This window comes from Rhizobium sp. TH2, assembly GCF_024707525.1.
Classification (GTDB): Bacteria; Pseudomonadota; Alphaproteobacteria; order Rhizobiales; family Rhizobiaceae; genus Rhizobium_E.
Map to the genome: position 1 here is coordinate 1,875,766 of NZ_CP062231.1, position 25,816 is coordinate 1,901,581.

A 25,816-nucleotide genomic window follows, 5' to 3' on the forward strand; every position below is an offset into this window, starting at 1 on the left:
TTGCCTGAGGTATGTCGGCGCGGCTGGGGTGTCTTGAAGGAAATTGCAGGATCAGTTGATGGCGCTGGCGAACCTGCCGGGCGAGATGCCGTATTTGCTGATGAAAATGCGGGTCATATGGCTCTGGTCCGAGAATCCGCTGGATGCGGCGGCTCCGGCCAGTGAGACGCCATCGGCGATCAGCCTGCGGGCGAGATCGACGCGGCGCTGGATGATATAGGCATGCGCGGTGAGGCCGGTGGTTTTCTCGAAGGCGCGCAGCAACTGGAATCGGCTCAACCCGGCTTCGCGCGCAAGACCGGTCAAGGTATGGCCGGCCGCCGGATCGTCGTCGATCATTGCTCGAGCGTGGCGAATATCCGGAGAGACGACCACGGGAGCGCGGCGTTCGCAAATGACACGCGCCACGATGTCCAGCAGCCCGGATTCTCCCGCGAGCCCTGCATCGGGCATCGAGGTCAAGATTCGGAACAGGCCGCGAAACCGGCTTGCAAGCAGCGGATCGGCCATGACCGGATGGCTAATCTCGGCCTGCCGGTCTTCCTCGAACACATCGGCGGCCGCTTCGGCCACCAACTCGGGCCGGAAATAGAGGATGGACCATGTCCGTCCCTCGTCCCCGATCGGCATGCCATCATGCACTTCGCCGGGATTGACGGTGATCAGATCACCAGCGCCGGCCTCGACCATGCCGCGCCCGGACAGGGACTTCTGGGCGCCGTGTTCGATAACGCCGATGCCGAATTCATCATGTGTATGCTTGGCGAAGGAATGCCGCGACGATGCCACCACGGCGGTGACGCCGGGTGTTGTCGTTCGAAGGATTCTGAATTCGCCTTGGGTCATGGCCTCGATCTGCCGGTGCAGGGTGGCAGATTAAATCAATACACGCTCAACCCAAACCCCTGCATCAGGCGCCGCGTCGAAAAATCCGGCTTGCCCGAAGTGAGTATAGCGCGGTCGGCATGGTGCTCCGGCTGCAGGCTCTCATCTAGTGGAACCAGACGGCGGGCCTGGCGCGCGATGGCTTCGGCTGGGTCGAGCCAATCGACCGGCCAGGGTGCCAGCCTGCGGAAGACATTGGCCATGAAGGGATAATGCGTGCAGGCCAGCACGACGATATCGGTCTTGGCACCATCTTGTTCGTAGAAGCATTGCGATATTTCGGCCATTACTTCGGCATCGGCGACCGTTTCTCCTCGGATGTAGGCTTCCGCCATGCGGGCGAGATCGACCGAGCCGACCAGCCGCACATGGCACTGGCTGGCGAAAGACTGGATGAGATCGCGGGTATAGGCGCGCTTGACCGTGCCGGGCGTCGCGAGCACCGAGACCAGGCCCGAACGGGTGCGCTCGGCGGCGGGCTTGATCGCCGGCACGGTGCCGACGAAGGTGTGGCCGGGGTATGTGGCCCGAAGATCGGCGCCGACCAGCGTGAACGCCGTGTTGCAGGCGATCACCGTGATTTCCGGCGTCAACTCGTCCAGCAGCCGGCCGAAAAGCTCGACGATGCGGACGCGGAGTTCCGGCTCGGCCCAGTTGCCGTAAGGGAAGCCGGCGTCATCGGCGACATAGACGAAATTGCGCTCGGGCATCAGCACCCGGAGTTCGCGCAGCACGGTCAGCCCCCCGATGCCGCTATCGAACACAAGGATGGGCTTGGGCGCGTCAGTCATCGAAATCATCCGGGTTGCCAGTGCCGCGCGGATGCTTGCGGCTGAACCGGTCGAGGGAGGAAATAATTCCACGCATCACCTTGATTTCAGGCGCGGTGAAAGCGCGGCGGGAGAGAACGGCGCGGAGATTGTCGATCATTTTCGGCTTTTTCGCGACTGGGCGGAAGAAGCCGCGCGCATCGAGCGCCTCTTCGAGATGGTCGAACAGGCCGAAGAGCTGGTCCTTGGTGGCGGGCGTCTGATCGACGGCCTGGAAAGGCGTCTCATCCTTCGACGCCATGGTTGTTTTCATCCACTCGTAGGACATCAGCAGCACGGCTTGCGCGATATTGAGCGAGGCGAAGGCGGGATTGACGGGAAAGGTGACGACTTCATCCGCAAGCGCCACGTCCTCGTTCGAGAGGCCGGATTTTTCCCGCCCGAACAGGATGCCGACTTTCTCGCCGGCATCATACTTCGCACGCAGGGTTTCCGCAGCGACGATCGGCGAACGTACCGGCTTGAAGCCATCGCGCACACGGGCGGTCGTAGCATAGACGAAATTAAGATCGGCCAGCGCTGCTTCGAGCGTTTCATAGACCACGGCGCCATCGATCACATGATCGGCCTTGCTGGCGGCCGCACGCGCCTTGTCGCTCGGCCAGCCGTCGCGTGGCGCCACGAGTCGAAGCTCGGACAGGCCGAAATTCGCCATGGCGCGGGCGACCATGCCGATATTCTCGCCAAGCTGCGGTTCGACAAGCACGATCACCGGGCCGCCGGTGATCAGTTCGCGTTCGGAATTGGTGCCGGACATCAGTTATTCCAGATAAAGAGATGTTTCCCGCACTCACTCGCACATCCGGCATGCATCCGGCAATTCCCACTACGGATTTTTGCCGCGCTCGATGTTGTCCTGCATTTCCGCGACCAGCGAATCCCACTTGCCTTCGTTGAGGCGATGAATGTCCGATATCACCGGCTTGCCGCCTTCTGTCACGACGTCGAACTTCAGCTCATTGACCTTGCCCTGGCTCTCGGCATCGGGCGCGCAGGTCCAAAGCTTGAAGCGGACATCGACGACGGCTGGGTCATTCGCATCACCCGTCGGTGACACGGTGAGATCCTTGAGCGGGCAACCGTCCTGGCTTGAGGTGATCACGTCATAGTCGAACGGCGTATCGCCCTCGTCATAGGCGGGATATTTCGTATTTTCGCGATAGGTGGCGGCAAAATTCTTGCTGAAGTCGCCGTCAAGATTATCGAAATAGCCCGCTGTCGTTCCTTCATTGGTCTCCCAGCGGGCCTTGGCGACATCCATGATGCGGTTGACCGGGTCCTCGGGCGACGCGGCGAAGGCGGTAAGCGGCATCAAAAGTGCCAGCGAGAAAATGCCAAGTCTCTTCATTGCGGTTGCGATTCCTGTTGCTGCTCTGGGTTCTGATTTGGATCGTCCGCGGTTGGCGGTTCGGCTGGCGTCTCTGCGCCGGTCTTGGCAAGCTCTTTCATCTCCTTGACGAGTGAATCCGGCTTGCCGTCGATGACGCGATGGATGTCCGATATGACCGGCTTGCCGTCCTCGGTGACGACATCAAAATGGACTTCGGAGACCGCATCCTTGCCGGGATCCTCGGCATAGCAGCTCATAAGCTTGAAGGTGGCCTTCACGTCGCTGACGCCAGCAGATTCCGGCGCGGCGACGATGGCCATATCCTTGAGCGGGCAGCCGTCTTGGCTGTTGGTGATCACGTCATAGCCGAACGGGCCGCCGCCCTCGTCGTAGATCGGATATTTCTCGGCTTCACGATAAGCGGCAACAAAATCCTTCGAGAACAGGACGATGTGGTCCTTGTCGAAATAGTCCTTGCCCTCGGGCGGCTTGTCGCTCCAGAGCTGGGTGGCGAGATCCATGATCGCCTTCACCGGCTCGTCGGGTCCTGCCCAGGCCGGTGTCGCCGATATGAGTGCGATGGCGATTGCTAACGCCTTCTTCATGGAAAATTCCTTCCCGGGTGATTCCCGCCCTGTGATGCAAGACGTGGAACACGGCCGAGAAATTCCGTCAATTCGATGGTGGGAGCCTTTCTTTGTTGACCGGATACAGTTCTGTTGGCTTCAAGCGGAGTCGGATGGTCGACCGGCCGGCGCGCGTCGTAGCCAGATCTACGGCCAAGCCGGCCGGTCGATCAGGCGGCCCGTTTCAGCCAACCCGAAGGGCCGGGCATCTTTCCGCCAGGCTCAGAGGCGATCGGCTCGGCCGTACATCTGGTACGACCTTCGCCAATCGCCTTGGTCCTGACGAAAATCTGTCCCGGCAGAACTGTATCCGTTCAACAAAGAAAGGCTCCAAACGAATATCCCGTTTGCGTCCCGGTTTGTCGATGTTATAGGCAAGCCATCCGCCTATTTGCGGCGCGCTTCCCACGCCGCGGCCACCCAAGGAAAGAGGAAATTCCATGAGCAAGATCAAGGTCGCAAACCCCGTCGCCGATCTCGACGGCGACGAGATGACGCGCATCATCTGGCAGCTGATCAAGGACAAGCTGATCCATCCCTATCTCGATCTTGACATCGATTACTACGACCTCTCGGTCGAGCACCGCGACGCCACCAACGACAAGGTGACGGTCGATGCGGCAAACGCGATCAAGAAATACGGCGTCGGCATCAAATGCGCGACGATCACGCCCGACGAGGCGCGCGTCAAGGAATTCAACCTCAAGGAAATGTGGAAGAGCCCCAACGGCACCATCCGCAACATCCTCGGCGGCGTGATCTTCCGCGAGCCGATCATCTGCAAGAACGTGCCGCGCCTGGTTCCGGGCTGGACCAAGCCGATAGTGGTCGGCCGCCATGCCTTTGGCGACCAGTACAAGGCGACCGATTTCAAGTTCCCCGGCAAGGGTACGCTGACCATGAAGTTCGTCGGCGAGGACGGTTCGGTCATCGAGAAGGAAGTCTACAAGTCGCCCGGATCAGGCGTTGCCATGGGCATGTACAATCTCGATGAATCGATCAAGGAATTCGCCCGCGCCTCGCTGATGTACGGCAAGATGCGTGGCTGGCCGGTCTATCTCTCGACCAAGAACACCATCCTCAAGGTCTATGACGGCCGCTTCAAGGATATTTTCGAGGAAATCTACCAGAGCGAGTTCAAGGCCGATTTCGACAAGCTCGGCATCACCTACGAACACCGCCTGATCGACGACATGGTCGCTTCAGCGCTGAAATGGTCCGGCGGTTATATCTGGGCCTGCAAGAACTATGACGGCGACGTGCAGTCCGACACCGTGGCACAGGGCTTCGGCTCGCTCGGCCTGATGACCTCGGTGCTGCTGACGCCGGATGGCAAGACCGTGGAAGCCGAAGCCGCCCACGGCACGGTCACGCGCCATTACCGCCAACACCAGAAGGGTCAGGAAACCTCGACCAATTCCATCGCCTCGATCTTCGCCTGGACCCGTGGCCTCGCGCACCGCGCCAAGCTCGACGATAACGCCGAACTCGCCAAGTTCTGCGATACGCTGGAGAAGATCTGCGTCTCGACCGTCGAAAGCGGCTTCATGACCAAGGACCTGGCGCTGCTGATCGGTCCCGACCAGCCCTGGCTCTCGACCACCGGCTTCCTCGACAAGATCGACGAAAACCTCAAGAAGGCGATGGCTGCCTGAGACCAGGTGCATCCTGACAAAACAAAGGCCCGGCTTTGCAAAAAAAGCCGGACCTTCCTTTAGATCACCCCAACAGCGACAACAAGTTCCGCGGTGCCGCGTTGGCGATCGACAGCGCACTGTTGGCGAGGCTCTGCTGGACATCGACGGCGCGTAGCCGCGAGGCCGCCGAATTCATATCGGCATCGACAAGACGGCCCACACCCTTGTCCAACGTCTGCTGCAGGTCGGCGACGAAGCCCTGTTGCATCTCGATGCGTGAAACGAGCGAACCCAAATCGGCGGATGCATCGGTCATTGCGATCAGCATCCGGTCGGTGACCGAGAGCATCTCGCTGACCTGGGCTCGCGTGGTGCTTGCATCAAGCTTGATCTCGGTATGGAGCGTCTGGTTGCGGCCATTGATCAGTACCCAATCGGTGGTGGCCCCGACATCGGCGGCATAGGCGGCATTGGTCAGGATGCCGGCATTGGAATCCTCGTCGATGAGATGATTGGTGCCGTTTCCGTTCCACATCGAATAGACCATCGTCTGGACCGAGACATTGCCCTGGGAGTCACGGCCGAACGACCCGACGATCTGGCGGCCGGCGTCATCCGCGGCGGTCCTGCGAACCAGCCAGTTTTCGCCGTTGAAGGAGGCAGCTTCGGCGATCGTCCTGAGTTCGCTCTTGAGTTCGGTGATTTCGCTGTCGAGTTTGGGGAAGTTGGTGCCCGCCTCATGCGCGGTGATCAGTTTCCTCTTGATCTCCTCGACCACGTCGATTGCCATGGTCATGCCGGTATAGGCGGTGTCGACGGCGGCGGCGCCGATGCCCAATCCGTCCTCGGCGGCGGCAAGCGCGCGGTTGTCTGAGCGCATCATCGTGGCGATGGACCAATAGGCGCTGTTGTCGGCGGCGGTCTGCACACGAAGACCCGTCGCGATTTCCTGCTGCCTGTCGGTGCGCGCACTGGTGATCGAACGCAATTGGTCGACGGTGAACGTCGCACCGGCGTTGGTGAGAATACTGGTCACGGCTACTTCCGAACTAAATACGTGGACTTTACAAATTGCCTGACTGATACCGGAACCGATCCGTCGAGCATCATGCAACGACGGCGGAGAACACCCGGTATGGTTAATGTAGAATGCAGGTCTATGCTTAACGCTGGGTAAAGCGGTACCGGAAGAGACAAAATTTCTTCGGTTGCCATGCTTTTTGAGTTTGGGTCACAGTTTCGGGGAGGGCGTGCGTGGACGATACCGGGCAACTCAAAATCCTCGTCATCGGCGGCTACGGCACATTCGGCAGCAGGCTGGTGGAGCTTCTGGCAGATGAAGCGAGACTGCATGTGATCGTCGCCGGACGATCACTCGAAAAGGCCCAGGCACTGTGCGATGAGCTGGCTGCGGCTGCCATACTCATACCCTACGCCCTCGATCGCGACGGCGACATGGGCAAGGCTCTTGCCGAACTGAGGCCCGATATTCTCGTTGATGCGACGGGGCCGTTCCAGGCCTATGGCGATGATCCCTATCGGTTGGTCCGGCAATGTATCGCACATGGCGTGAACTATCTCGATTTCTCGGATGGCAGCGCCTTTGCCCGTGATATAAGCGCATTCGACGCGGAGGCGAGGGCGGCCCAGGTTTTCGTGCTCTCAGCCGCAAGTTCCTCACCGGCGTTGAGTGCCGCGGTGGTCCGAGAACTGGCGAAAGGGATGGCCTCGGTCGAGCATGTCGAGGGCGGTATCGCGCCGTCGCCGTTCGCGGGCATCGGGCTTAACGTCATCCGCGCGATCGCAAGCTATGCCGGCAAGCCGGTAAGACGGATGCTGGGCGGGCAGTTCGAAAGCGGGTACGGCCTCACGGAATCACGGCGCATGACGATCTGCCCGCCGGGCCATCTACCGCTTGGCTCCCGCCGGTTCGCGCTGGTTGACGTGCCCGATCTGGTGCTGCTTCCCGAAGCCATGCCAAGCCTGAAATCGGCGTGGTTCGGTGCGGGCACCGCGCCGCAAATCTATCTCGGGATTTTGATGGCACTGGCCTGGCTCACGCGGCTGAAATTGCTGCCCGGCCTTTCCGCGTTCGCCGGCCTGTTTCATTCCGTGGCCAATCGCTTGACATGGGGCGAGCGTCGCGGCGGCATGTTCGTGAAGGTGTCGGGCCGCGATACGGAGGGCAGGGCTGTCATCCGCTCATGGCATCTCATCGCCGAAGGCGACACGGGGCCTTCAGTGCCTGCGATGGCGATCGACGCGATCATCCGCAAATGCCTCGCCGGTCACCGCCCGGAGACTGGTGCGCGGGCGGCCACCGAGGCGTTGTCACTTGCCGATTTCGAGCGCGGTTTTGCCGTCAAGAACATCGTCACCGGCATCCGTGAATCCTCGGAAAAAAGCGATCCTCTGTACAAGCGCATTCTGGGCACAGGCTGGGACCAACTGCCCGAGCAAATCCGGGACGTCCATACCGTCGAGACCAGTCGAACCTTCACAGGCCGGGCGCAAGTGTCTCGTGGGCGTGGCCTTATCGCCCGCATCGTCGGCGCCCTCTATCGTTTTCCTCGGGAAGGCTCGGAAATCCCGGTTCAAGTTCTTCTCGAACGGCGTGGAGATGGCGAACTCTGGCAACGAGATTTTGCAGGCCGTATCTTCCGCAGTCGGCAACGCGAGGGTGGCGGGCGCAGCGAATACCTGATCGACGAACGTTTCGGCCCGGTCTCCGTGGGATTGGCGCTTGTCACCAAGGAGGGACGGCTGGAATATATCGTCCGCCGCTGGAGTTTCCTTGGGCTTCCCATGCCCATGTTCATGGCGCCGGGCGGGCGGACATTCGAGTTCGTCCAAGACGGCCGCTTTCGTTTCCACGTCGAGATCGCTCATCCCTGGTTCGGCCTCGTCGTACGTTATCAGGGCTGGCTGGAGGACGCCTGACAAAACCCTGTGGGTTGCCGCTTTTCTTCACACGCGTATCCCGAATCCTTGCTAGAAAGACCGTCGCGGCGACGAGGAATGGAATGACGGCAGGTATCGACATGGGCACGGGCGCGAGCGGCGAAAGCTCGGAGCTCGATCTGGAGGAATTGCTGGCGACGCGCCTTCTGGTGCAGGGCAATTCCGGCTCGGGAAAGTCGCATCTGTTGCGCCGCCTGCTCGAACAATCCGCCGGCTGGGTGCAACAGGTGATCATCGATCCCGAGGGCGATTTCGTCACGCTGGCCGACCGCTATGGCCATGTGGTGATCGAGGGCGAGCGCAGCGAGGCCGAGCTTCTCGGCATTGCCGCACGCGTGCGCCAGCATCGCGTCTCCTGTGTGCTGTCGCTAGAGGGCCTCGATGTCGAGGACCAGATGCGCGCCGCCGGCATCTTCCTCAATGGCCTCTTCGATGCCGAACGCGACTATTGGTATCCGGTACTTGTGGTGGTCGACGAAGCGCAGATGTTCGCCCCCGCCGTCGCCGGCGAAGTGACGGACGAAGTGCGCAAGCTGTCGCTCGGGGCCATGACCAACCTGATGTGCCGTGGCCGCAAACGTGGGCTGGCCGGTGTGATCGCCACCCAGCGCCTCGCCAAGCTCGCCAAGAACGTGGCGGCCGAGGCCTCCAACTTCCTGATGGGCCGCACCTTCCTCGATATCGACATGGCGCGCGCCGCCGACCTGCTCGGCCTCGACCGGCGCCAGGCGGAAATGTTCCGTGACCTGCCGCGCGGCGCCTTCGTGGCGCTCGGCCCTGCGCTGACCAAGCGGCCGGTCAAGGTGCAGATCGGCAAGGTCGAGACCTCGGCGCGCTCTTCGAGCCCCAAGCTCATGCCGCTGCCCGAGGCGATGGAGGACGCGGCCGACTTCATCCTGACGCCCGATCCCGCCGAATTCGCCCGCCCGATCGCCCGCTACATCCAGCCCGCGCCACGGCCGGCCACCGACATCCTCGCCGAACTCTCGAAGCCGCGTTCGGAGGAGCCAGTCACAACCGAATCCCGTCCGAAGCGCGCCGAACTGACACCAGAGGAACGCGAGTTGCAGGTCTCCTCCGCGCTTGCCGATGTCATGGAAAGCGCCAACGCCTTCCGCACGGATGCGGAACTCTATCAGGATTTCCTCGTCCGCTGCCGCATCCGCCGCCTCGTCGGCACGCAACTGTCGCTTGCCGATTTCCGTGGGCGGCTTGCCGTCATCCGCTCCGGCGCCGACGCGGAAACCATGGCGTCGGACGCCTGGGCCAAGACCCTTACCTTGAGTCATGCCGTAACGGATGACCTCAAGGCGGTCTTCCTGATGCTGGCCAATGCCGCGCTCAACGGCCAGCCGTGCCCGCCGGACGCAGCGATCGCCCGCAGTTATGGCACCCACTCGGTCCGCCGCGCCCGCCGTCTTCTCGGCTATTTCGAAGAACAGGGATTGGTCGTTGTCCACCAGGACCGGCTCGGTGGGAGGATCGTGGCGTTTCCGGATTTGGGCGTGGAGACGCTGCCGGGCAATCCAGATGCGCCGGAGCAAGAGGCCCGCGACGCGGCGGAATAAGATAGCTTCGTTTTGTGACCTGGCGATGGTATCGTTGTCACTCGGGCAGTGATCCCATGGGTCACCGTGACGGGGGACGGATGAACGGAATCAACCATCTCGTTTTGGCAGGTCATGACCTTGGCGCGATGCGCCGAACCTACGAGGCGATGGGTTTCAAGATTTCGCCTCCGGGGCAACATCCCTTCGGCACCGGCAACACGATCATCCAGTTGCACGGCAACTATCTCGAGCTTCTCGCCGTCACCGTTCCAGAGGCGATTGTCGAGCATAGACCGGGTGTCTTTTCGTTCTCCGCCTTCAATCGGGATTACCTAAGCCGCCATGAGGGTTTTTCGATGGTTGTCCTGGACTCCAGGAATGCTGGGGCCGATCGGAAAAACTGGGCCGCGCGGGGCTTGCCGCAATATGAAGCCTTCGAGTTCTCGCGGCCAGCCAAGCTTGCAAGCGGCGAAGATGTCACGGTAGGCTTTTCGCTCGCCTTCACATCGAATAGTGCCGCACCATGGCTGGGCCTTTTCGCCTGCCAGCACTACAATGCCTCATTCTACCAGCAGCCGGAGAACCAGGAGCACAGCAACGGCGCGCGGACCGTCAGCGAGGTCTGGGTCTCGGGCGAGGGCGCATTGGGGTTGAGAGACTATTTCGAGATCGTCACCGGCACCCACGGCACCCATCCAGGCGACGGCCGCGTCGTGTTCTCAACGGCAACGGGCGACATCGTCCTATCGTCCGCCGAGGCCTTCCGCGCCGCGTTCGGCCACCCGCCTTCGAACATGCAGGATGGGCCCCATCTGGCGGGCTATACGATCGCGGTCAGCAACCTGGATGCGCTAAGGCACATCGACGGCACGCGGGTCGGCGAGAAGTTGGTTGTTGATCCATCGCATACCTTCGGCACCTGCCTGGCGTTTGCCGAACAAAGGTGATCAGACGGCGCGTCACGCGACGGCAGAGTGATTAATCGATTTCGATGCCAAGCTCAGTCCGCAGCTTCTTGGTCAATGACTTCGCAACGGTCTTGTAGGATCGCAGGATGTAGATCTGCAGATCCTTCGCGGGCAAGTCCGCCTCGCTCGACACCGACACCCATTGCCGCTTTGCGAAATAGGGCGCCTGGATAATGCCGTCCATGGCCGTGAGAATCTCGAACGACTCCTCGGGCACTTTGAAGACGATGTTGGCATCGTCATTGCCCGGGCTGTGGAGAAGTGTGAAGACCTTGCCGCCGACTTTCGCGACGCGCGATCCCCACTGATCGACGAAGGCGACGCCAGGCTGCTTGCCGGCGAATGCATCGAATTGGGCTTGGTTGAAGAGCGACATCATGACCTCCTGCGACTCGGGATCGAGTGCGGACTGTCCCTGAAATCGCTGATACCTTCAACAGGCAAGAGGCGCGCGGTTGCCCGCGCGCCTCACGTTTGCCGGTCAGTGGCTTTCGGCGAGCTTCTCGTTCCGGGTTGCCCACATCGAGCCGATGATGCCAGTCGCGAGGATGGCAAGCGTCACGCCCAGCGACAGGGTCGGCGGAATTTTCGCGATGCCGAGCATGTCGGCGACGAAGATCTTCGAACCCACGAAGACCAGCACCGCGGCAAGCGCATATTTGAGATAGGCGAAGCGGTGGATGAGGGCGGCAAGCGCGAAATAGAGGGCGCGCAGGCCGAGGATCGCGAAGATGTTCGACGTATAGACGATGAACGGATCGGTGGTGATCGCAAAGATCGCCGGGATCGAATCGACCGCAAAGACGAGGTCGGCGAGTTCCACCATGATCAACGCCAGGAAGAGCGGCGTAATGAAGGTCTTCATCCTTCCGGTCGCCGCGTCGGGCTCGCGGATGACGAAGCGCTCGCCGTGCAATCGCTTGGTCACGGGCAGCCTGCGGCGCAGGAACTTCAGCACCGCATTGTCTTCGAGATTGCCGTCATGGCCGGACGAGAACAGCATGCGGATGCCGGTGATCACCAGGAAGGCCGCGAAGATGTAGAGCACCCAGTGGAAATTCTCCACCAGAGCGGCACCGCCCGCGATCATGATGCCGCGCAGCACGATGACGCCGAGGATGCCCCAGACCAGCACCCGGTGCTGGTATTGTCGTGGAATGGCGAAGTAGGAGAAGATCATCGCGATGATGAAGATATTGTCCATCGCGAGCGACTTTTCGACCACGAAGCCGGTCAGATATTCGAGCGCGGGCTGTTCGCCTGATTGAAACCAGATCCAGCCGCCGAAGGCGACGCCGATGGTGATATAGAAGGTGGAGAGAAGCAGGCTATGCCTGATGCCGATCTCCTTGGAGCCCTTGTTGAGGACGCCGAGATCGAGCGCGAGGAGAGCGAAGACAAGGGAGATGAACACGGCCCACATCCATGCGGGCGTGCCGAGTAGCGACAATTCGAGTAAATGCATCGGTCAACCGTGATCCGGACATATGCCTGGGATTACCTATGCGGGGCCCTGGCATAAGGTTGGCTGAGTGAAATCCGACATCGCGTGCAGTCCGGTTGCACGCCAGAGGGGCCCGGATCCCTGGTGCGACGGACAAGTGGTGCGCAAGGTCCAAGATTTCAAGCGGCCGCAGTTGACTTTCCCGAGACGAACCCATAGAAGCCGCTCAACTCCGGGCAGCGATGCCCGGTGTTGCGTTTCTGCTGGCATGTGTCACGCAGAAGCAGAGCATGTCCCGTGGCGTTTCGGTTCTCGCGAACCTGAGACACCTGTCAGAAAGGCCGAAAGGCTTTTTCAGAGGAGGGCGTGTTTCCTTATAACAAGGCGAAAGGCTTCGGCCACGCCACAAAAAGAAAGGAAATGCGATGAGCAAGCGCGCATCGTCTAAGTACAAAATCGACCGCCGCATGGGCGAGAACATCTGGGGCCGTCCGAAGTCGCCGGTCAATCGCCGCGAATACGGCCCCGGCCAGCACGGCCAGCGCCGCAAGGGCAAGCTTTCCGACTTCGGCGTGCAGCTGCGCGCCAAGCAGAAGCTCAAGGGCTACTACGGCGATATCTCCGAGAAGCAGTTCCGTTCCACCTTCGACGAAGCTGAACGCCGCAAGGGTGACACGCCCGAGAACCTGATCGGCCTGCTCGAGTCGCGTCTCGATGCTGTCGTCTATCGTTCCAAGTTCGTGGCGACGATTTTCGCGGCCCGCCAGTTCGTCAACCATGGCCATGTCACGGTCAACGGCGTCCGGGTCAACATCCCGTCTTATCGCTGCAAGGCTGGCGACCTGATTGAGGTCAAGGAGAAATCCAAGCAGCTCGCGATCGTCCTCGAAGCCGCCAGCCTCGCCGAGCGCGACGTTCCGGATTATATCGAAGTCGACCACCACAAGATGAAGGCCACTTTCAACCGCATGCCTGGTCTTGCCGACGTTCCCTACCCGGTCGTCATGGAGCCGAACCTGGTCATCGAATTCTATTCGCGCTGATTTCTGTCAGCCCGACGAGATTGGAAAAGCCGCCTCGCAAGGGCGGCTTTTTTGTTGGCTGGGATTTCATGTTTTTCCGACCCGTTGTAGACCGCACAACATGATCCGCAACACCGACACATCCTGGGGACTTGTCTCGATCCTGTTCCACTGGATCATGGCGATACTGTTTCTCGGCCAGTTCGGGCTTGGCTGGTACATGCAGGGCGTCAAGAACCTGCTCGACCAGTATTATCTCTATCAATGGCACAAGTCGTTCGGGTTCCTGATCTTCGGTCTCGCCGTGCTACGTGCCCTCTGGGCCATCACCTCGCGCCGACCGCGACTGCCTGACGAGATGCCCGCCGGCGAGAAGACGCTGGCGCGCGGCAGCCATGCGGTGCTCTATCTCTTCCTGATCATCCTGCCGCTCACCGGCTGGTCAATCGTCTCGACCTCGCCGCTGCCGATCGCCACGCGCTTCTTTGGCCTGTTCGTCATTCCCTCGCTACCGCTTGGCATCTCCATGCACAGCGAGCAGATCTGGTCGAGCCTGCACGGCTTCCTCGCCTATGCCGCGATCTTTCTCGTCGGCGTGCACGTGCTCGCCGCATTACGGCACCATTTCAGGAACAAGGATGATGTTCTGATCCGGATGATCTGGCCGCGCCCTAGATGATGTCGGCCGGGAATGGAGGCTCCTATGTTGCTTCGCGTGATCCATTTCTGCCTGCTGGCCGCCTCACCGTTTTCGCTCCACGCCGAGTCGCTCGGCGCACTGGAGGGGCGCTACAAGGTGGCGCCATCCTCCGTGATCCACTTCTCCGTCGCCCAGATGGGTGGACAGGCGATCGAGGGCCGATTCAAGAGCTTCTCCGGCCAGTTCGTTCTCGGCGGCGAGGATGCGAGCCGTTCGAGCGTGCAGTTCACCCTGTCACCGGGCAGTGTCGAGGCGGTCGATCCGCGCGTCGAGGAATTTATCAAGTCCGAAGCCGTCTTCGACGTGGCGACCTATCCGAAAGTGTCGTTCCGTTCGACGGCCGTGAAGCGCACCGGCGACGACAGCGCCGTCATCACCGGACGTCTGACGGCCAAGGGTGTCACGCGTGATACGAAGTTCAACATCCGATACGAGGGCAAATCCGGCGGCGGGCTGAAATTCCACGTGACCGGCAAGATGTCGCGCGCGCTGTTCAACATGGAAGTCGGCACGCCGGTCTATTCCAATATGGTCGTCCTCGACATGGAGCTGATCGGCAAGCGGAATTAGACACTCTAAGCTTGACCCCAGTGGTTATTGCGCTATTGCCTCAGGCACGACCAATGCTAGCGGCAAGCCCCATGCTGACCACCAATCCGGATTTCGAGCCCGAGGACGAGAACCTCGCCTTCTCGGGCGATGCGACCCTGCAGGCGCTGTTCCAGCATGCGCCGCAATCCACCGGCTTCAACAAGCTGCGCAAGAAGCTGATCCGCCAGGTGCGGCAGGCCTTCGAGGATTTCGGCATGCTGAACGGCCAGCGCCGCTGGCTGGTCTGCCTCTCCGGCGGCAAGGATAGCTATGGGCTGCTGGCGCTGCTGCTGGAGCTCAAATGGCGCGGCCTGCTGCCGGTCGAACTCGTGGCTTGCAATCTCGACCAGGGCCAGCCGAATTTCCCCAAGCACATCCTGCCGGACTATCTCACCGCGCTCGGCGTGACCCATCGCATCGAATATCGCGACACCTATTCGATCGTGAAAGAGAAGGTGCCGGAACGTGCCACCTATTGCGCGCTCTGTTCACGGCTCAGGCGCGGCAATCTCTACCGGATCGCCCGCGAGGAGGGCTGCGATGCCGTCGTGCTCGGCCATCACCGCGAGGACATCCTCGAAACTTTCTTCATGAATTTCTTCCATGGTGGGCGCCTTGCCGCCATGCCACCGAAGCTCCTGAACGACGAAGGTGACCTGATGCTTCTCAGGCCACTCAGCTATTGCGCGGAAGAGGATTTGGCCCGCTTCTCCACCGCCATGCAGTTCCCGATCATTCCCTGCGACCTCTGCGGCTCGCAGGATGGCCTGCAGCGCAACGTGATGAAAACGATGCTGTCGGATATCGAAGCCCGCATGCCCGGCCGCAAGGATGCCATGCTACGCGCGCTCGGCCATACCAATCCCTCGCATCTGCTCGACCCCAAACTGTTCGATTTCGCGGGTCTCATGGCCCGGCCCGCGCAAGGAAAAACCGAATGATCAAATTTGACGTGGAAGCACTCGCGGCCCTCATGAGAGAGGCGGCGGTGGCCGAGATCATGCCGCGTTTCCGCAAGCTGGGCGTGGCGGACATTCGCATCAAGACCGAAGCCTCCGATCTCGTGACCGAAGGCGATGAGGCTGCCGAGCGGTTCATCAAGGCGCGGTTCGAGAAGATACTTCCCGGCGCGCTGTTCGTGGGTGAGGAATCGGTCGCCAAGGACCCCGATCTTCTGCCGAAGCTCGCTGATGCCGATCTGGCGCTGACCGTCGATCCTATCGACGGCACGTTCAACTTTGCTTCGGGCCTGCCGCTCTTCGCTGTGATGGCGGCCGTCGTCTCGAAGGGGGAGACCATTGCCGGCCTGATCTACGACCCGATGGGCGATGATTTCGTGTTGGCCGAAAAAGGTTCGGGCGCCTGGCAGGTGACGCCGGATGGCAACCGAAAGCGGCTGAAGGTCATCGAGCCCGCGCCGCTCGACCAGATGTTCGGCATGGCCTCGACCGGCTACCTCTATGGCGGTGATCGCGCCACCGTGCTCGGCAACATGGCCAAGGTCCGGTTCCTGATGAACTATCGTTGCGCCGGCCACGAATACCGCACCTTCGCGGCAGGCCATGTGCATTTCCTGATGTACAACAAGCTGATGCCCTGGGACCATCTGCCGGGCACGCTGATCTCGCAGGAAGCGGGCGCCTATGCCGCGCGTATCGACGGCTCAGCCTACGCGCCGCACCATATTTCGGGCGGGCTGATCCTCGCGCCCAACAAGGATATGTGGGACGAACTGCGCCGCGAGGTGTTTACGGTTTGACCTCAGTATTCCTGTATTGAGTGCTGACGCCGAACAGCTTGCCTTTTTCGGCGATCAGCACGCAGCCGATGCCGATCAGCGCGGGCAGGAAATACCCGGCGGCGGTCGGCACCACGGTGCCGTCATACTGCGAGCCGATGAACGCCCCGATCAACGCGCCGCCGACCGTCTGCATGAAGCCGAACACGGACGAGGCCGTGCCGGCCACGGCGCCGAGCGGCTCCATCGCCAGCGCCTGCGTGTTCGAGCCGACCATGCCGAACGAGAACATGGTCAGCGCGAAGACGATCATGAAAGCAGGGAAAGGCAGGGCGTCGTTGATCGCCAAGAGCAGCCAGATTCCACTCATAGCAATGAACCAGATCAGTGCAGCATGCGTCACCCGGCGTATGCCGAAGCGGCCGACGATCCTCGAATTGAGGAACGACGAGATGGCCATGAAGCCAGCGACACCGGCAAAGGCAATCGGGAACCAGGCACCCAGTCCATAGATATCGACATAGATCTGCTGCGCGGTGCCGATGAAGCCGAACAGCCCGCCCATCACGAAGATCGACGATATGCCGTAGAACAGTGCGCTGCGGTTGGAAAACACCAGGCCGAAGCCCTCGGCGATCACTTTCGGATGCAGCGGGCGCCGGCGCTCGACGGGCAGCGATTCGGCGAGCCGGAAATAGGCCCAGACCGCGACGAGTGCCGCGAGCCCCGCCATGAACAGGAAGATCATCTGCCAGTGGCCGGAGAACAGCAGCAACTGGCCGATGCTCGGGGCCATCACGGGAACCGCCATGAACACCATGAAGATCAGGCTCATGACCTCGGCCATGGCACGGCCCTCGAAGCGGTCGCGCACCGCCGACGTGCCGATGACACGCGTAGCGGCGGCACCCATGCCCTGGATGAAGCGCAGCGCAAGCAGGGTGAAGAAGCTCGGGGCGATGGCAGCGAGGGCCGCGGCGATGACATAGATCGCCATGCCGGCCATCAGCGGCATGCGCCGGCCGAAGCGGTCGGATATCGGGCCGAACGCCAGTTGCGCAAGACCGAAGCCAACCAGATACGATGTCAGCACATACTGCCGCTCGTTCTCGTGGGCGACATTCAGCGCATGGCCCATCGCGGGCAGCGCCGGAAGCATCACGTCGATGGCAAGCGCGTTGAGCGCCATCAATGCGGCAATCAGCGCGATGAATTCAGCGCGTGGAATCGGACGGGCAGGGCCGGACATCGGAAAACTCGATCAATTGGATGGACGCGCGGTCGCCCGTTGGGAGCAGGCATCTCGCGGCACAAGCTGTATGCAAAATGATTGGACGCTTGTCCAGTCAAGTTTAGTGAAACGATGATGACGGAGTTTGACGGGTTGAGGATGCGCCGTTCCTGAACATGCGCCCGCGCTCGGTCCAGAGCACCGCAAGCGTCGCGAACAGACCGCCGAAGCCGAAGGCGAAGGCAAGCGGAACAACCGTGCCGTCATAGGCCTGGCCCACCACGCCTGCGAGCACCGTCGCGATTGTCGTCGTCACCACGCCGAACAGCGAGGAGGCGGTGCCTGCGATATGGCCGAGCGGCTCGAGCGCAATGGCGCTGATATTGCCCTGCAGCACGCCGAAGGCCATCATGCAGATCGACAGCAGGCCGAAGGTCACCCAGAAGGGTGGATTGCCGCCGAGCGCCAGCAGGAAGAGAAGGAGCCCCGAAACGGTGAAGATCGCCAGCGCTCCATGCGCCACCGGCCGCATGCCCATGAGCCGGACCAGCCGCGCGCTGAAAAGCGCCGCGAGTGCCACGCCAATCGAGGATCCGCCGAAAGCGTAAGGAAACAGCGTTCCGAGCCCATAGAGCTCGCCATAGACCTGCTGGACCGACACGATGTAGGAGAAAAGCCCGATGAGCGTCAGCGTGCTGGCCACGGCATAGCCGGCCGTGACGCGGTTGGTGCATATCTCGACGAGCGCCTCGAGCAGGCTGCCGAAGGCCAGCGACCGGCGGTCCTCGACATCGAGCGTTTCGCGCAGCCTCGTCGCCATCCAGACGAAGATCATCACCCCCGCGATGGCATTGAAGGCGAAGATACCCTTCCATGTCGCGATGAATTCGATCTGCTGGCCGATGGTCGGCGCTATGATCGGGATGATCATGAATGTGGTGAAGACAAAGGTCAGCACGCGGCCCATGGCCGGTCCCGCGAAGCAATCGCGGATGATCGCGAGCGTCACCACCTGCAGCGCGGCCGCCCCCACGCCCTGCACCATGCGCATCCCGAGCAGCCAGGAGAAATCCGTGACGAACATCGCCGAAAAGGAGCCGACGAGATAGAGGCTGAGCCCCACTGCGATCAGCGGCTTGCGACCAAACCGGTCGCTGAGCGGACCATAGAAGGCCTGGCTGACCGCAAAGGTCACGACGAAAATCAGGATCACCAATTGGCGGATGTTCTCGTCCGCGATCCCGAACGCGCGGCCGATCGCGGGAAGTGCCGGCAGGATGATGTCGATCGACATGGCGGCCACGGCGGCCAGGCTCGCGCACATCGCGACGAACTCGGTCATGCCGAGATTGGCCTTGCGCCTGAGGGTCGCCGCATTGTCGGCAAGGTTCACGTCGTGCATCGGAAAGATCCGCAAAGGCGAGGAAATATTGGAATCAATATAAAAAATACGGGCCGGAAAACCGGCCCGGAAGGGGTCAGAACACCTTGGAGCCTAATGTTAGGCTGCCTGGCCCTTGAGTGCGATGCCCTTGTCGGACAGCGCCTGCTGCAGTTCGCCGGACTGGAACATCTCGGTGACGATATCGCAGCCGCCGATGAATTCGCCCTTCACGTAAAACTGCGGCACGGTCGGCCAGTTGGAATAGTCCTTGATCCCCTGGCGGAGATCGGCGTCGGCCAGCACGTTGTGGGTTTTGTAGTCCACGCCGATATAGTCGAGAATCTGCACGACCTTGCCGGAGAACCCACACTGGGGAAAATCCGGCGTGCCCTTCATGAACAGCACCACGTCGTTGGTCTTCACTTCATTGTCGATGAATTGTTCGATCGCGCTCATTTTTGTTTCCTTGGGACAAGCGGGTTCAAGGCCCGGATGGCTGCTTCGCATCAAGTATAGTGAAGCGCGGGCGCGAATTCCAGAACCGAAAGCGAAATAATCTTGGGCTTCAGCGCCGGGTCTTGGATCGCGCGGCGCTGGTGCGTCGCTTGCTCACCTGTTTCTTGGGTGCGCGGGTTGCCTTGGCACCGCGATCGCTGGAACCCGATGCGGGGCCTGCCTTCCTCTTCGATCGGCTGCGGCTCGCAGGCGGCGTGAGCGAAGTCGATGATCGCGTCTTGCGCTTGCTCCGCTTCGTGGCGGTGGATTTTCCGGTCGTTTTCTTGAGTATCTCACTCATCGCACTTTTGACGATGCCCGAGATGAAAGTCTCCATCACGCCTGCCATGCCGCTTCCCGTTTGGTCTCGTTGATCCCAGGCGATGGACTCGCCCTTTCATCGACCACAATAAGACGTGCGTGCCGGCGGTCCACTACAAAATAAAGTCGCCTGCCACCAGGGTCATGGCGGCGTCGAGCTTTATAGCGAAGTCGGCCTTGCGATCGCCATTCGTGTCGCCGTAGACGAAGGTATCGCTGACGACGATCTTGAAACGCAACTCGCCAGCGTTGCCGGAAAATGCGTCGTCGCCGATGAAGTCGAACTTCTGATTGCCGCCTGCTCGCGAGTCCGCGTCGATGGTCTTGAGCACGATCTTGTCGTTCTCAGCCTGGAAGTCTAAGATCGTATCCTGTTCGGCCGGCTTCGCACTGCTGTCCCTGGTCGAGACATAGATGAACTGGTCTGCATCCAGCCCGCCGGTGAGCAGGTCGGCACCCCGGCCGCCAGTCAGCTTGTCTTGGCCGGTTTCGCCCCAGAATATGTTGGCTTCCTTGCCCCCCATGAGACGGTCGTTGCCATCGCCGGCAAGTATTTCTCCGTCCAGGCTGCCCTTGCGGCCGTCATACTCGTCGTCGCCGCCGAGCGTCCGGATGTTGCCTATCATCCGTCCGGTGTTGGTGATCAGATCGCGCCCAGTATGCCCGGAGCCTACGAAGCCATAGGCGTCGCCTTCGGACTCCAGCAATCCGCTATTCTTGAAGACGATTGTTTCGGTTGTATTCGAGCCGTCCCGGAAAACCCCGCGGGATCCCGCTATGATCGTGCCGGTATTGACCACGGTGGAATGCGTGTCGACGGACGTGCTGAACAGAGCGATGCCATAGGACGCGGATTCGATATAGCCGTGGTTGGTCACCGTTGCGTCCGCGCCGTAGCAGGCGATGCCGCCCGTCGAGCCCCCGACGGCGATGACACTGCCGGATTTGCCGACCGTAACCGAGTTGCCGGAATCGTTCTCATTACTCCCGAGGACAACGCCGAACACTGACGTCACAACCGTGCCATCTATGATCACCTCATGCTCGGCGCCGGTTCCGTAAATGGCAAAACCCGACGTCGCGACGAGCGCCACGTTCTTGCCGACGGTGACGGAGTCGGTGGTCCCCAGATTGACCACCGGACCGGCACCAATTGTCGAGGGGGGTGTAAGCATGGCCATCGCAACCACTCCATTGTTCAGGGCAGGGGTTGCGGAGTATGATCGCTCTGCCGCCGGATTCCAATCCGCGGAAAGCAAGAAATTCGCGGCTTACGCGCAAGATCGAATGCAGCGCCCTGGGCGTCAGGGCGCCGCCGCGTTCCACCCGGAGACGCTCAATCCGGCGCTGAAGTCTGCAATGCCAGCGCATGCAGCACGCCGCCCATATTGCCCTTGAGCGCCTGATAGACCATCTGGTGCTGCTGCACGCGGCTCTTGCCGCGGAAGGCTTCCGCCACCACTTCGGCGGCATAGTGATCGCCATCCCCGGCGAGATCGCGGATCGTCACCTTGGCGCCGGGAATGCCTTCCTTGATCATGTCTTCGATGTCGCCCGGATTCATCGGCATCCGCAGTCTCCTTACTCGGTCGGCGGAAGTTCGCCGCTCATGAAGTCAGGGAACCATGATTCATGGGCCTTTTGCAATTGCTCAATTGCCACCGCCCGGGCATTGCCGAGCTTGACTGTCACGCCGCCGGTCGTGCCGATCAGCGGTGCGAAGATGCCGCGTGTCTCCGCGATCTCCTGCACTTCGTCGAGATCGTCGCGCCTTACGGTAACGACATAGCGGCCCTGATCCTCGCCATAGAAGACCGGGATGGGGTCGGCGCCCTCGATCTGGTTGATATCGGCACCGATGCCGGAGGCCATCGCCATCTCGGCGATCGCCAGCGCGAGCCCGCCCGAGGAGCAATCGTGCACGGCCGTTGCCAGGCCATCGCGGATCAACTCGCGGACGAGGTCGCCAACGCGCTTCTCGTGCTGCAGATCAACATAGGGCGGCGGGCCGTCGGTGCGTCCATGGATATCGCGCATGTAGACGGATTGGGCGAGGTGGGTGCCCCATGAAGCGGGCGCACCGATCAGCAATATTGGCTGCTCTTCCTCGGCAAAACGCGCGCGGCCCATGCGCAGCCAGTTGTCGATCAGGCCGACGCCGCCGATGGTCGGGGTCGGCAGGATCCCCTTGCCGTGCGTCTCGTTATAGAGCGAGACATTCCCCGACACGATCGGAAATTCGAGCACAGTGCAGGCCTCGCCGATACCCTTTATGGCATGCACGAGCTGGCTCATGATCTCGGGCTTTTCGGGATTACCGAAGTTGAGATTGTCGGTGGCTGCCAAGGGCAGGGCGCCTGTGGCGGTCAGGTTGCGCCAGCACTCGGCAACCGCCTGCTTGCCGCCCTCGAACGGATCGGCCTCGACATAACGCGGCGTGACGTCGGAGGAGAAGGCCAACGCCTTGTGTTCATGGCCTTCGACGCGCACGACGCCGGCATCTCCACCGGGAAGCTGCAGCGAATTGCCCTGGATCAGCGTGTCATACTGCTCGTAGACCCAGCGGCGCGACGAATTGTTGGCCGAGCCGACGAGCGTGATCAGTGCGTCGGCGACGTCGGCCTGCGGCACATCGTTAGCAGCCAGCGGCGCCGGCTTGACCAGCGGTGTCCAGGGACGATCGTATTCCGGCGCCTGGTCGCCGAGATCCTTGATCGGCAGATCGGCGACCTCCGTGCCCTGGTGGATGACCCGGAAGCGGAGGTCGTCGGTCGTCCTGCCGACGATGGCGAAATCCAGCCCCCATTTGACGAAGATCGCCTTGGCGACCTCTTCCTTCGAGGGTTCGAGCACCATGAGCATGCGCTCCTGGCTCTCGGACAGCATCATCTCATAGGCGGTCATCTGGTCTTCGCGCACCGGCACGCTATCGAGATCGAGCTCGATGCCGAGATCGCCCTTGGCGCCCATCTCGACCGCCGAGCAGGTCAGGCCGGCCGCACCCATGTCCTGGATCGCGATGACGGCGCCGGTCTTCATCAGTTCGAGGCAGGCTTCCAGCAGGCACTTTTCGGTGAAGGGGTCGCCGACCTGCACGGTCGGGCGCTTCTCTTCGATGGATTCGTCGAATTCGGCCGACGCCATTGTCGCACCCCCGACACCGTCGCGGCCGGTCTTGGCACCGAGATAGACGACAGGCAGGCCGACGCCCTTGGCTTCGGAGAGGAAGATCGCATCGGACTTGGCCAGGCCCGCCGCGAAGGCATTGACGAGGATATTGCCGTTGTAGCGCGCGTCGAATTCGACCTCGCCGCCGACGGTCGGCACGCCGAAGGAATTACCATAACCACCGACGCCCGCGACGACGCCCGCGACGAGATGCTTGGTCTTCGGATGATCTGGCGCACCGAAGCGCAGCGCGTTCATCGCGGCCACCGGCCGGGCGCCCATCGTGAACACATCGCGCAGGATACCGCCGACGCCGGTCGCCGCACCCTGGTAGGGCTCGATATAGGAGGGGTGGTTGTGGCTCTCCATCTTGAAGACCACGCAATCGCCATCGTCGATATCGACGACGCCGGCATTTTCACCCGGACCCTGGATGACGCGCGGTCCCTTGGTCGGCAGCGTCTTCAGCCATTTCTTCGAGGATTTATAGGAACAATGCTCGTTCCACATCGCCGAGAAGATGCCGAGTTCGGTGAATGTCGGCTCGCGGCCGATCAGCGAAAGGATGCGCTCATATTCATCCGGCTTGAGGCCGTGGCTGGCAATGAGGTCTGGCGTGATCGGGCGGTCATTGGAAACGGTCATCGGGCTCTCAAGAGGAGGGGTTGAGGACTTTGGGTGGCTATAGCCTATGATGTTTGCGAGCGCGACAGGAAAATGGCTGAATCAACAGCGTTGGAAGGGCTTGGGCGTCGCGGATACATCGCACACCGCTCAGCTCACGCCGATATACGCCGACGGACCATCATCCAGCAGGCGGCGGAGGGTGGCCATGCCCTCTTCGATCGCCGGGCGATTGGTACCCTCGCTGAAGCTGATGCGGACCCGGTGATAGACCCGGTCGGAGCGGCCGGCTTTGAACTCGTCCTCGTCGTCGATGAGGACGCCCTCATTGAACGCTGCCTGCTTGAACGTGCCGGACAGCCAGGGTTCCGGCAGCTTGAGCCAGATGAACGGCATATTCGGATGGGAGCGGAAATCATGGCCAGCAAAGATGCGCCGGGCAATCGCTTCGCGTGCCTGGATCTCCTGGATGACCTTGCTGCGAATTTCGTGGGCCACACCAGAAAGCACAAGCCGCGACGCAAGTTCTGCCAGGACGAAGGGCAGACCGCCGGTCACCAGCTTCTGCGTGACACGAACCCGCTGGGCAAAGTGGACGGGGCAGGCGACCCAGGCGCCGCGCACGCCAGCGGCAACAGATTTCGACAGGCCATTGGCGAGGAAAGTGCGATCCGGCGCGATCTGCGCCAGAAGCGGAATATCGTCGTCGATCATGCCGCCATAGATGTAATCCTCGATCAACCAGACATTGTATCTGCGGGCAATGTCGGCGATCTCCCGCCTGCGGCTCTCGGGCAGCACCGAAAGCGTCGGGTTCTGCCCGGATGAAATGATGAACGCGGCCTTGGGATGTTCGCGGGCGCAAACGCGTTCGAAATCCTCGGGCAGGATGCCGTGCTCGTCGGAATCCACAAGCGTGATCTGGCGGCCGGTCAGCATGGCGCTGCGCGCAACCTGCGAATAGCTGAGGTGTTCGCTGACGACCCTGTCGCCCGGGCTCGAGACGGCGGCAATGATCGCGGTGATCGCGGCATGCACACCCAGTTGCGGGATGATCGATGTGGCCTCTGGCGCCCAATCGCCTTTGGCGAGCCATCGGCGGCCCGCTTCCTGCCAGTCGGGTGAGAGGACGCGGGTATAGCTTGCGATCTCGCGGGGATTGTTCGTGGCGATTTCCATCATGAACTGCCCGATCGCCGCGGACTGGCCGACATCGGCGGCGGCGGTCGTATCGAAACGCAGCTTGCCCGGCGGCGGCGACATCGAGCGCGTGCCGCCGAAATTGGCGGTGATCGGATCCTTCAAATTCTGGTTGGAGGCGAGGCCGGGCTGTACATAGGTCCCGCGCCCGACCTCTCCATTGACCAGCCCGCGTTCGCGCAGCAGCGCATAGGCGCGGGTGATTGTCCCGATTGTCACGCCGAGGTCGTAGGCAAGGTCGCGCTGGGGCGGCAGCTTCGTGTCCGCCACCAGCTTGCCGATCTTGATATCGGCTTCCGCACTATCCGCGATGCGCACATAGAGCGGACCCTTGCGGTTTTCGATCTCAGGAATCCAACTTGTCACCATGACAATTCTCTACATTGTATTCTTTTTTGGGTCAAGGCATAAGAAATTCAGGTACAATATTTCTCCCAGGGATACCGCAATGACGACAATAGAGACAATTGCTACAGGATTTGCAGGCCGGCATCCGCCGGTCTCAACGGGGTTGACATTGCTGGGCGCGCTCTGGGCGGGCTTTCTCAGGCACCGGGAACTTCGGCATACCCGCATCGATCTGCTCGAGTTGACCGACGATCAACTGGGCGACATCGGTATCACGCGTGAGGCCGCCGACCGCGAAGCCGCTCGGTCGGCGATCGCATACTACATGCACAATGGGCGTTGAGCCAGTTGTCGGTTAGCAGTCCTTGCCGCCGCGTGCCCAATGATTCACGTCCTTGCTGACGCGGGCATGAACGGCGGTATCGGACATCAATGGCCCGAAGGCGTCGAGCTTTGCGGGATGTCCCTGCGCCTGGATGACGAGAAGCGGCCGCGATTCGGGTGAATGCTTCTTGACGATCAATATGCGCGGCGTACCGGTGAAGGAATTCAGCTCCGGCGCCAGCCTGTAGGCCGAAAACGCCGGATCCTTCGACTTGAACCAGCAGCGGTTGGCGCCGAGCGCCACACGCTCCATAACCGGCAATGCACCGATCTCAAGCGCCGCGACCGGCTTTTCCTTCGCTGAACAGGCCGCAAGCAGGGCGGCGGCGGGAATCATGCAAAGGGTCGCGAGGTTCATATAGGGCACTCCGGATTTTGA

27 protein-coding genes are annotated in these 25,816 nt (G+C 61.5%); 10 read left to right on the plus strand and 17 right to left on the minus strand.

Translation table 11 applies throughout. From position 1 onward, the window contains the following. Positions 1–51 precede the first annotated feature (51 nt). The 5 genes from IHQ71_RS09455 to IHQ71_RS09475 form a co-directional block, all read right to left on the minus strand. On the minus strand, positions 52–846 hold the full coding sequence (locus tag IHQ71_RS09455; RefSeq protein WP_258161718.1) for an AraC family transcriptional regulator: 795 nt from the start codon (positions 844–846) through the stop codon (positions 52–54). A gap of 35 nt (positions 847–881) precedes the next feature. Next, positions 882–1,676: a glutamate racemase gene (gene murI, locus IHQ71_RS09460; protein ID WP_258161719.1), complete on the minus strand. Its 795-nt coding sequence runs from the start codon at positions 1,674–1,676 to the stop codon at positions 882–884. Then, positions 1,669–2,472, minus strand: a complete 804-nt coding sequence (locus IHQ71_RS09465; RefSeq protein ID WP_258161720.1) for an RNA methyltransferase — start codon at positions 2,470–2,472, stop codon at positions 1,669–1,671. The genes murI and IHQ71_RS09465 overlap by 8 nt, the downstream gene beginning before the upstream one ends. A 69-nt stretch (positions 2,473–2,541) precedes the next feature. Further along, positions 2,542–3,063, minus strand: a complete 522-nt coding sequence (locus IHQ71_RS09470; protein ID WP_258161721.1) for a hypothetical protein — start codon at positions 3,061–3,063, stop codon at positions 2,542–2,544. After that, entirely contained in the window at positions 3,060–3,650 is a 591-nt protein-coding gene (locus IHQ71_RS09475; RefSeq protein ID WP_258161722.1) for a hypothetical protein, read from the minus strand. Before IHQ71_RS09475 ends, IHQ71_RS09470 begins: the two co-directional genes overlap by 4 nt. 461 nt (positions 3,651–4,111) lie before the next feature. On the opposite strand from IHQ71_RS09475, the gene IHQ71_RS09480 reads away from it, so the two are divergent. Next, entirely contained in the window at positions 4,112–5,326 is a 1,215-nt protein-coding gene (locus IHQ71_RS09480) for an NADP-dependent isocitrate dehydrogenase (protein ID WP_258161723.1), read from the plus strand. A 64-nt stretch (positions 5,327–5,390) separates the two neighbouring features. On the opposite strand, the gene IHQ71_RS09485 is transcribed toward IHQ71_RS09480, so the two are convergent. After that, the gene (locus tag IHQ71_RS09485) at positions 5,391–6,344 is read right to left on the minus strand and encodes a flagellin (protein ID WP_258161724.1); all 954 of its coding nucleotides are present in this window, start codon (positions 6,342–6,344) and stop codon (positions 5,391–5,393) included. A gap of 218 nt (positions 6,345–6,562) precedes the next feature. Between IHQ71_RS09485 and IHQ71_RS09490 the strand changes: the two genes are divergently transcribed. From IHQ71_RS09490 to IHQ71_RS09500, 3 genes are all read left to right on the plus strand, one after another. Then, a complete protein-coding gene (locus tag IHQ71_RS09490; RefSeq protein WP_258161725.1) occupies positions 6,563–8,248 on the plus strand; it encodes an SDR family oxidoreductase in 1,686 nt (561 codons plus the stop codon). 83 nt (positions 8,249–8,331) lie between these two features. Next, positions 8,332–9,837 carry an ATP-binding protein gene (locus IHQ71_RS09495; protein WP_258161726.1) on the plus strand — a complete coding sequence of 502 codons (1,506 nt, stop codon included), beginning with the start codon at positions 8,332–8,334 and terminating at the stop codon, positions 9,835–9,837. Positions 9,838–9,917: 80 nt separating this feature from the next. Beyond that, on the plus strand, positions 9,918–10,766 hold the full coding sequence (locus IHQ71_RS09500; RefSeq protein WP_258161727.1) for a VOC family protein: 849 nt from the start codon (positions 9,918–9,920) through the stop codon (positions 10,764–10,766). A gap of 31 nt (positions 10,767–10,797) precedes the next feature. Here IHQ71_RS09500 and IHQ71_RS09505 read toward each other — a convergent pair whose 3' ends face one another. Together IHQ71_RS09505 and IHQ71_RS09510 are read right to left on the minus strand one after the other, a co-directional pair. Then, positions 10,798–11,163, minus strand: coding sequence for an MmcQ/YjbR family DNA-binding protein (locus IHQ71_RS09505; protein WP_258161728.1), 366 nt, complete (start codon positions 11,161–11,163; stop codon positions 10,798–10,800). A gap of 105 nt (positions 11,164–11,268) precedes the next feature. Then, positions 11,269–12,252, minus strand: a complete 984-nt coding sequence (locus IHQ71_RS09510; protein ID WP_258161729.1) for a TerC family protein — start codon at positions 12,250–12,252, stop codon at positions 11,269–11,271. 404 nt (positions 12,253–12,656) lie between these two features. Between IHQ71_RS09510 and rpsD the strand changes: the two genes are divergently transcribed. The 5 genes from rpsD to IHQ71_RS09535 all read left to right on the plus strand — a co-directional run bounded on the left by rpsD (position 12,657) and on the right by IHQ71_RS09535 (position 16,303). Next, a complete protein-coding gene (rpsD, locus tag IHQ71_RS09515) occupies positions 12,657–13,274 on the plus strand; it encodes a 30S ribosomal protein S4 (RefSeq protein ID WP_258161730.1) in 618 nt (205 codons plus the stop codon). A 100-nt stretch (positions 13,275–13,374) separates the two neighbouring features. Beyond that, complete coding sequence (locus IHQ71_RS09520; protein ID WP_258161731.1) at positions 13,375–13,932, plus strand: cytochrome b; 558 nt, start codon at positions 13,375–13,377, stop codon at positions 13,930–13,932. 24 nt (positions 13,933–13,956) lie between these two features. Beyond that, complete coding sequence (locus IHQ71_RS09525) at positions 13,957–14,523, plus strand: YceI family protein (protein WP_258161732.1); 567 nt, start codon at positions 13,957–13,959, stop codon at positions 14,521–14,523. Between the two features lie 71 nt (positions 14,524–14,594). Beyond that, a complete protein-coding gene (gene ttcA / locus IHQ71_RS09530; protein ID WP_258162790.1) occupies positions 14,595–15,485 on the plus strand; it encodes a tRNA 2-thiocytidine(32) synthetase TtcA in 891 nt (296 codons plus the stop codon). Then, entirely contained in the window at positions 15,482–16,303 is an 822-nt protein-coding gene (locus IHQ71_RS09535; RefSeq protein WP_258161733.1) for an inositol monophosphatase family protein, read from the plus strand. Before ttcA ends, IHQ71_RS09535 begins: the two co-directional genes overlap by 4 nt. Here IHQ71_RS09535 and IHQ71_RS09540 read toward each other — a convergent pair. The 8 genes from IHQ71_RS09540 to IHQ71_RS09575 all read right to left on the minus strand — a co-directional run bounded on the left by IHQ71_RS09540 (position 16,293) and on the right by IHQ71_RS09575 (position 25,071). Continuing rightward, positions 16,293–17,531 (minus strand): multidrug effflux MFS transporter, encoded by a 1,239-nt coding sequence (locus tag IHQ71_RS09540; protein ID WP_258161734.1) that lies wholly within the window; start codon positions 17,529–17,531, stop codon positions 16,293–16,295. The genes IHQ71_RS09535 and IHQ71_RS09540 overlap by 11 nt on opposite strands. A gap of 103 nt (positions 17,532–17,634) precedes the next feature. After that, positions 17,635–18,915, minus strand: a complete 1,281-nt coding sequence (locus tag IHQ71_RS09545; protein WP_258161735.1) for a multidrug effflux MFS transporter — start codon at positions 18,913–18,915, stop codon at positions 17,635–17,637. Between the two features lie 99 nt (positions 18,916–19,014). Then, the gene (gene grxD / locus IHQ71_RS09550; RefSeq protein ID WP_258161736.1) at positions 19,015–19,353 is read right to left on the minus strand and encodes a Grx4 family monothiol glutaredoxin; all 339 of its coding nucleotides are present in this window, start codon (positions 19,351–19,353) and stop codon (positions 19,015–19,017) included. Between the two features lie 109 nt (positions 19,354–19,462). Then, positions 19,463–19,741, minus strand: a complete 279-nt coding sequence (locus IHQ71_RS09555) for a hypothetical protein (RefSeq protein ID WP_258161737.1) — start codon at positions 19,739–19,741, stop codon at positions 19,463–19,465. 85 nt (positions 19,742–19,826) lie between these two features. Then, complete coding sequence (locus IHQ71_RS09560) at positions 19,827–20,894, minus strand: calcium-binding protein (protein ID WP_258161738.1); 1,068 nt, start codon at positions 20,892–20,894, stop codon at positions 19,827–19,829. 155 nt (positions 20,895–21,049) lie between these two features. Then, positions 21,050–21,283, minus strand: coding sequence for a BolA family protein (locus IHQ71_RS09565; RefSeq protein WP_258161739.1), 234 nt, complete (start codon positions 21,281–21,283; stop codon positions 21,050–21,052). A gap of 11 nt (positions 21,284–21,294) precedes the next feature. After that, complete coding sequence (purL, locus tag IHQ71_RS09570) at positions 21,295–23,526, minus strand: phosphoribosylformylglycinamidine synthase subunit PurL (protein WP_258161740.1); 2,232 nt, start codon at positions 23,524–23,526, stop codon at positions 21,295–21,297. Positions 23,527–23,655: 129 nt separating this feature from the next. Then, the gene (locus IHQ71_RS09575) at positions 23,656–25,071 is read right to left on the minus strand and encodes a PLP-dependent aminotransferase family protein (protein ID WP_258162791.1); all 1,416 of its coding nucleotides are present in this window, start codon (positions 25,069–25,071) and stop codon (positions 23,656–23,658) included. An 82-nt stretch (positions 25,072–25,153) separates the two neighbouring features. Between IHQ71_RS09575 and IHQ71_RS09580 the strand changes: the two genes are divergently transcribed. Continuing rightward, positions 25,154–25,396, plus strand: a complete 243-nt coding sequence (locus IHQ71_RS09580; RefSeq protein ID WP_258161741.1) for a DUF1127 domain-containing protein — start codon at positions 25,154–25,156, stop codon at positions 25,394–25,396. A 12-nt stretch (positions 25,397–25,408) separates the two neighbouring features. Here the strand turns inward: IHQ71_RS09580 and IHQ71_RS09585 are convergent, their stop codons facing one another. Next, complete coding sequence (locus IHQ71_RS09585; RefSeq protein WP_258161742.1) at positions 25,409–25,795, minus strand: hypothetical protein; 387 nt, start codon at positions 25,793–25,795, stop codon at positions 25,409–25,411. Positions 25,796–25,816: the final 21 nt, after the last annotated feature.

Coding starts and splice junctions, on each gene's coding strand:
- IHQ71_RS09565 (WP_258161739.1), bottom strand. CDS start 21,283: ATGCCGATGAATCCGGGCGACATCGAAGACATGATCAAGGAAGGCATT.
- IHQ71_RS09480 (WP_258161723.1), top strand. CDS start 4,112: ATGAGCAAGATCAAGGTCGCAAACCCCGTCGCCGATCTCGACGGCGAC.
- IHQ71_RS09535 (WP_258161733.1), top strand. CDS start 15,482: ATGATCAAATTTGACGTGGAAGCACTCGCGGCCCTCATGAGAGAGGCG.
- IHQ71_RS09465 (WP_258161720.1), bottom strand. CDS start 2,472: ATGTCCGGCACCAATTCCGAACGCGAACTGATCACCGGCGGCCCGGTG.
- purL (WP_258161740.1), bottom strand. CDS start 23,526: ATGACCGTTTCCAATGACCGCCCGATCACGCCAGACCTCATTGCCAGC.
- IHQ71_RS09505 (WP_258161728.1), bottom strand. CDS start 11,163: ATGTCGCTCTTCAACCAAGCCCAATTCGATGCATTCGCCGGCAAGCAG.
- grxD (WP_258161736.1), bottom strand. CDS start 19,353: ATGAGCGCGATCGAACAATTCATCGACAATGAAGTGAAGACCAACGAC.
- IHQ71_RS09520 (WP_258161731.1), top strand. CDS start 13,375: ATGATCCGCAACACCGACACATCCTGGGGACTTGTCTCGATCCTGTTC.
- IHQ71_RS09545 (WP_258161735.1), bottom strand. CDS start 18,915: ATGCACGACGTGAACCTTGCCGACAATGCGGCGACCCTCAGGCGCAAG.
- IHQ71_RS09500 (WP_258161727.1), top strand. CDS start 9,918: ATGAACGGAATCAACCATCTCGTTTTGGCAGGTCATGACCTTGGCGCG.
- IHQ71_RS09495 (WP_258161726.1), top strand. CDS start 8,332: ATGACGGCAGGTATCGACATGGGCACGGGCGCGAGCGGCGAAAGCTCG.
- IHQ71_RS09470 (WP_258161721.1), bottom strand. CDS start 3,063: ATGAAGAGACTTGGCATTTTCTCGCTGGCACTTTTGATGCCGCTTACC.
- ttcA (WP_258162790.1), top strand. CDS start 14,595: ATGCTGACCACCAATCCGGATTTCGAGCCCGAGGACGAGAACCTCGCC.
- IHQ71_RS09555 (WP_258161737.1), bottom strand. CDS start 19,741: ATGGCAGGCGTGATGGAGACTTTCATCTCGGGCATCGTCAAAAGTGCG.
- rpsD (WP_258161730.1), top strand. CDS start 12,657: ATGAGCAAGCGCGCATCGTCTAAGTACAAAATCGACCGCCGCATGGGC.
- IHQ71_RS09525 (WP_258161732.1), top strand. CDS start 13,957: ATGTTGCTTCGCGTGATCCATTTCTGCCTGCTGGCCGCCTCACCGTTT.
- IHQ71_RS09510 (WP_258161729.1), bottom strand. CDS start 12,252: ATGCATTTACTCGAATTGTCGCTACTCGGCACGCCCGCATGGATGTGG.
- IHQ71_RS09580 (WP_258161741.1), top strand. CDS start 25,154: ATGACGACAATAGAGACAATTGCTACAGGATTTGCAGGCCGGCATCCG.
- IHQ71_RS09475 (WP_258161722.1), bottom strand. CDS start 3,650: ATGAAGAAGGCGTTAGCAATCGCCATCGCACTCATATCGGCGACACCG.
- murI (WP_258161719.1), bottom strand. CDS start 1,676: ATGACTGACGCGCCCAAGCCCATCCTTGTGTTCGATAGCGGCATCGGG.
- IHQ71_RS09455 (WP_258161718.1), bottom strand. CDS start 846: ATGACCCAAGGCGAATTCAGAATCCTTCGAACGACAACACCCGGCGTC.
- IHQ71_RS09540 (WP_258161734.1), bottom strand. CDS start 17,531: ATGTCCGGCCCTGCCCGTCCGATTCCACGCGCTGAATTCATCGCGCTG.
- IHQ71_RS09585 (WP_258161742.1), bottom strand. CDS start 25,795: ATGAACCTCGCGACCCTTTGCATGATTCCCGCCGCCGCCCTGCTTGCG.
- IHQ71_RS09560 (WP_258161738.1), bottom strand. CDS start 20,894: ATGGCCATGCTTACACCCCCCTCGACAATTGGTGCCGGTCCGGTGGTC.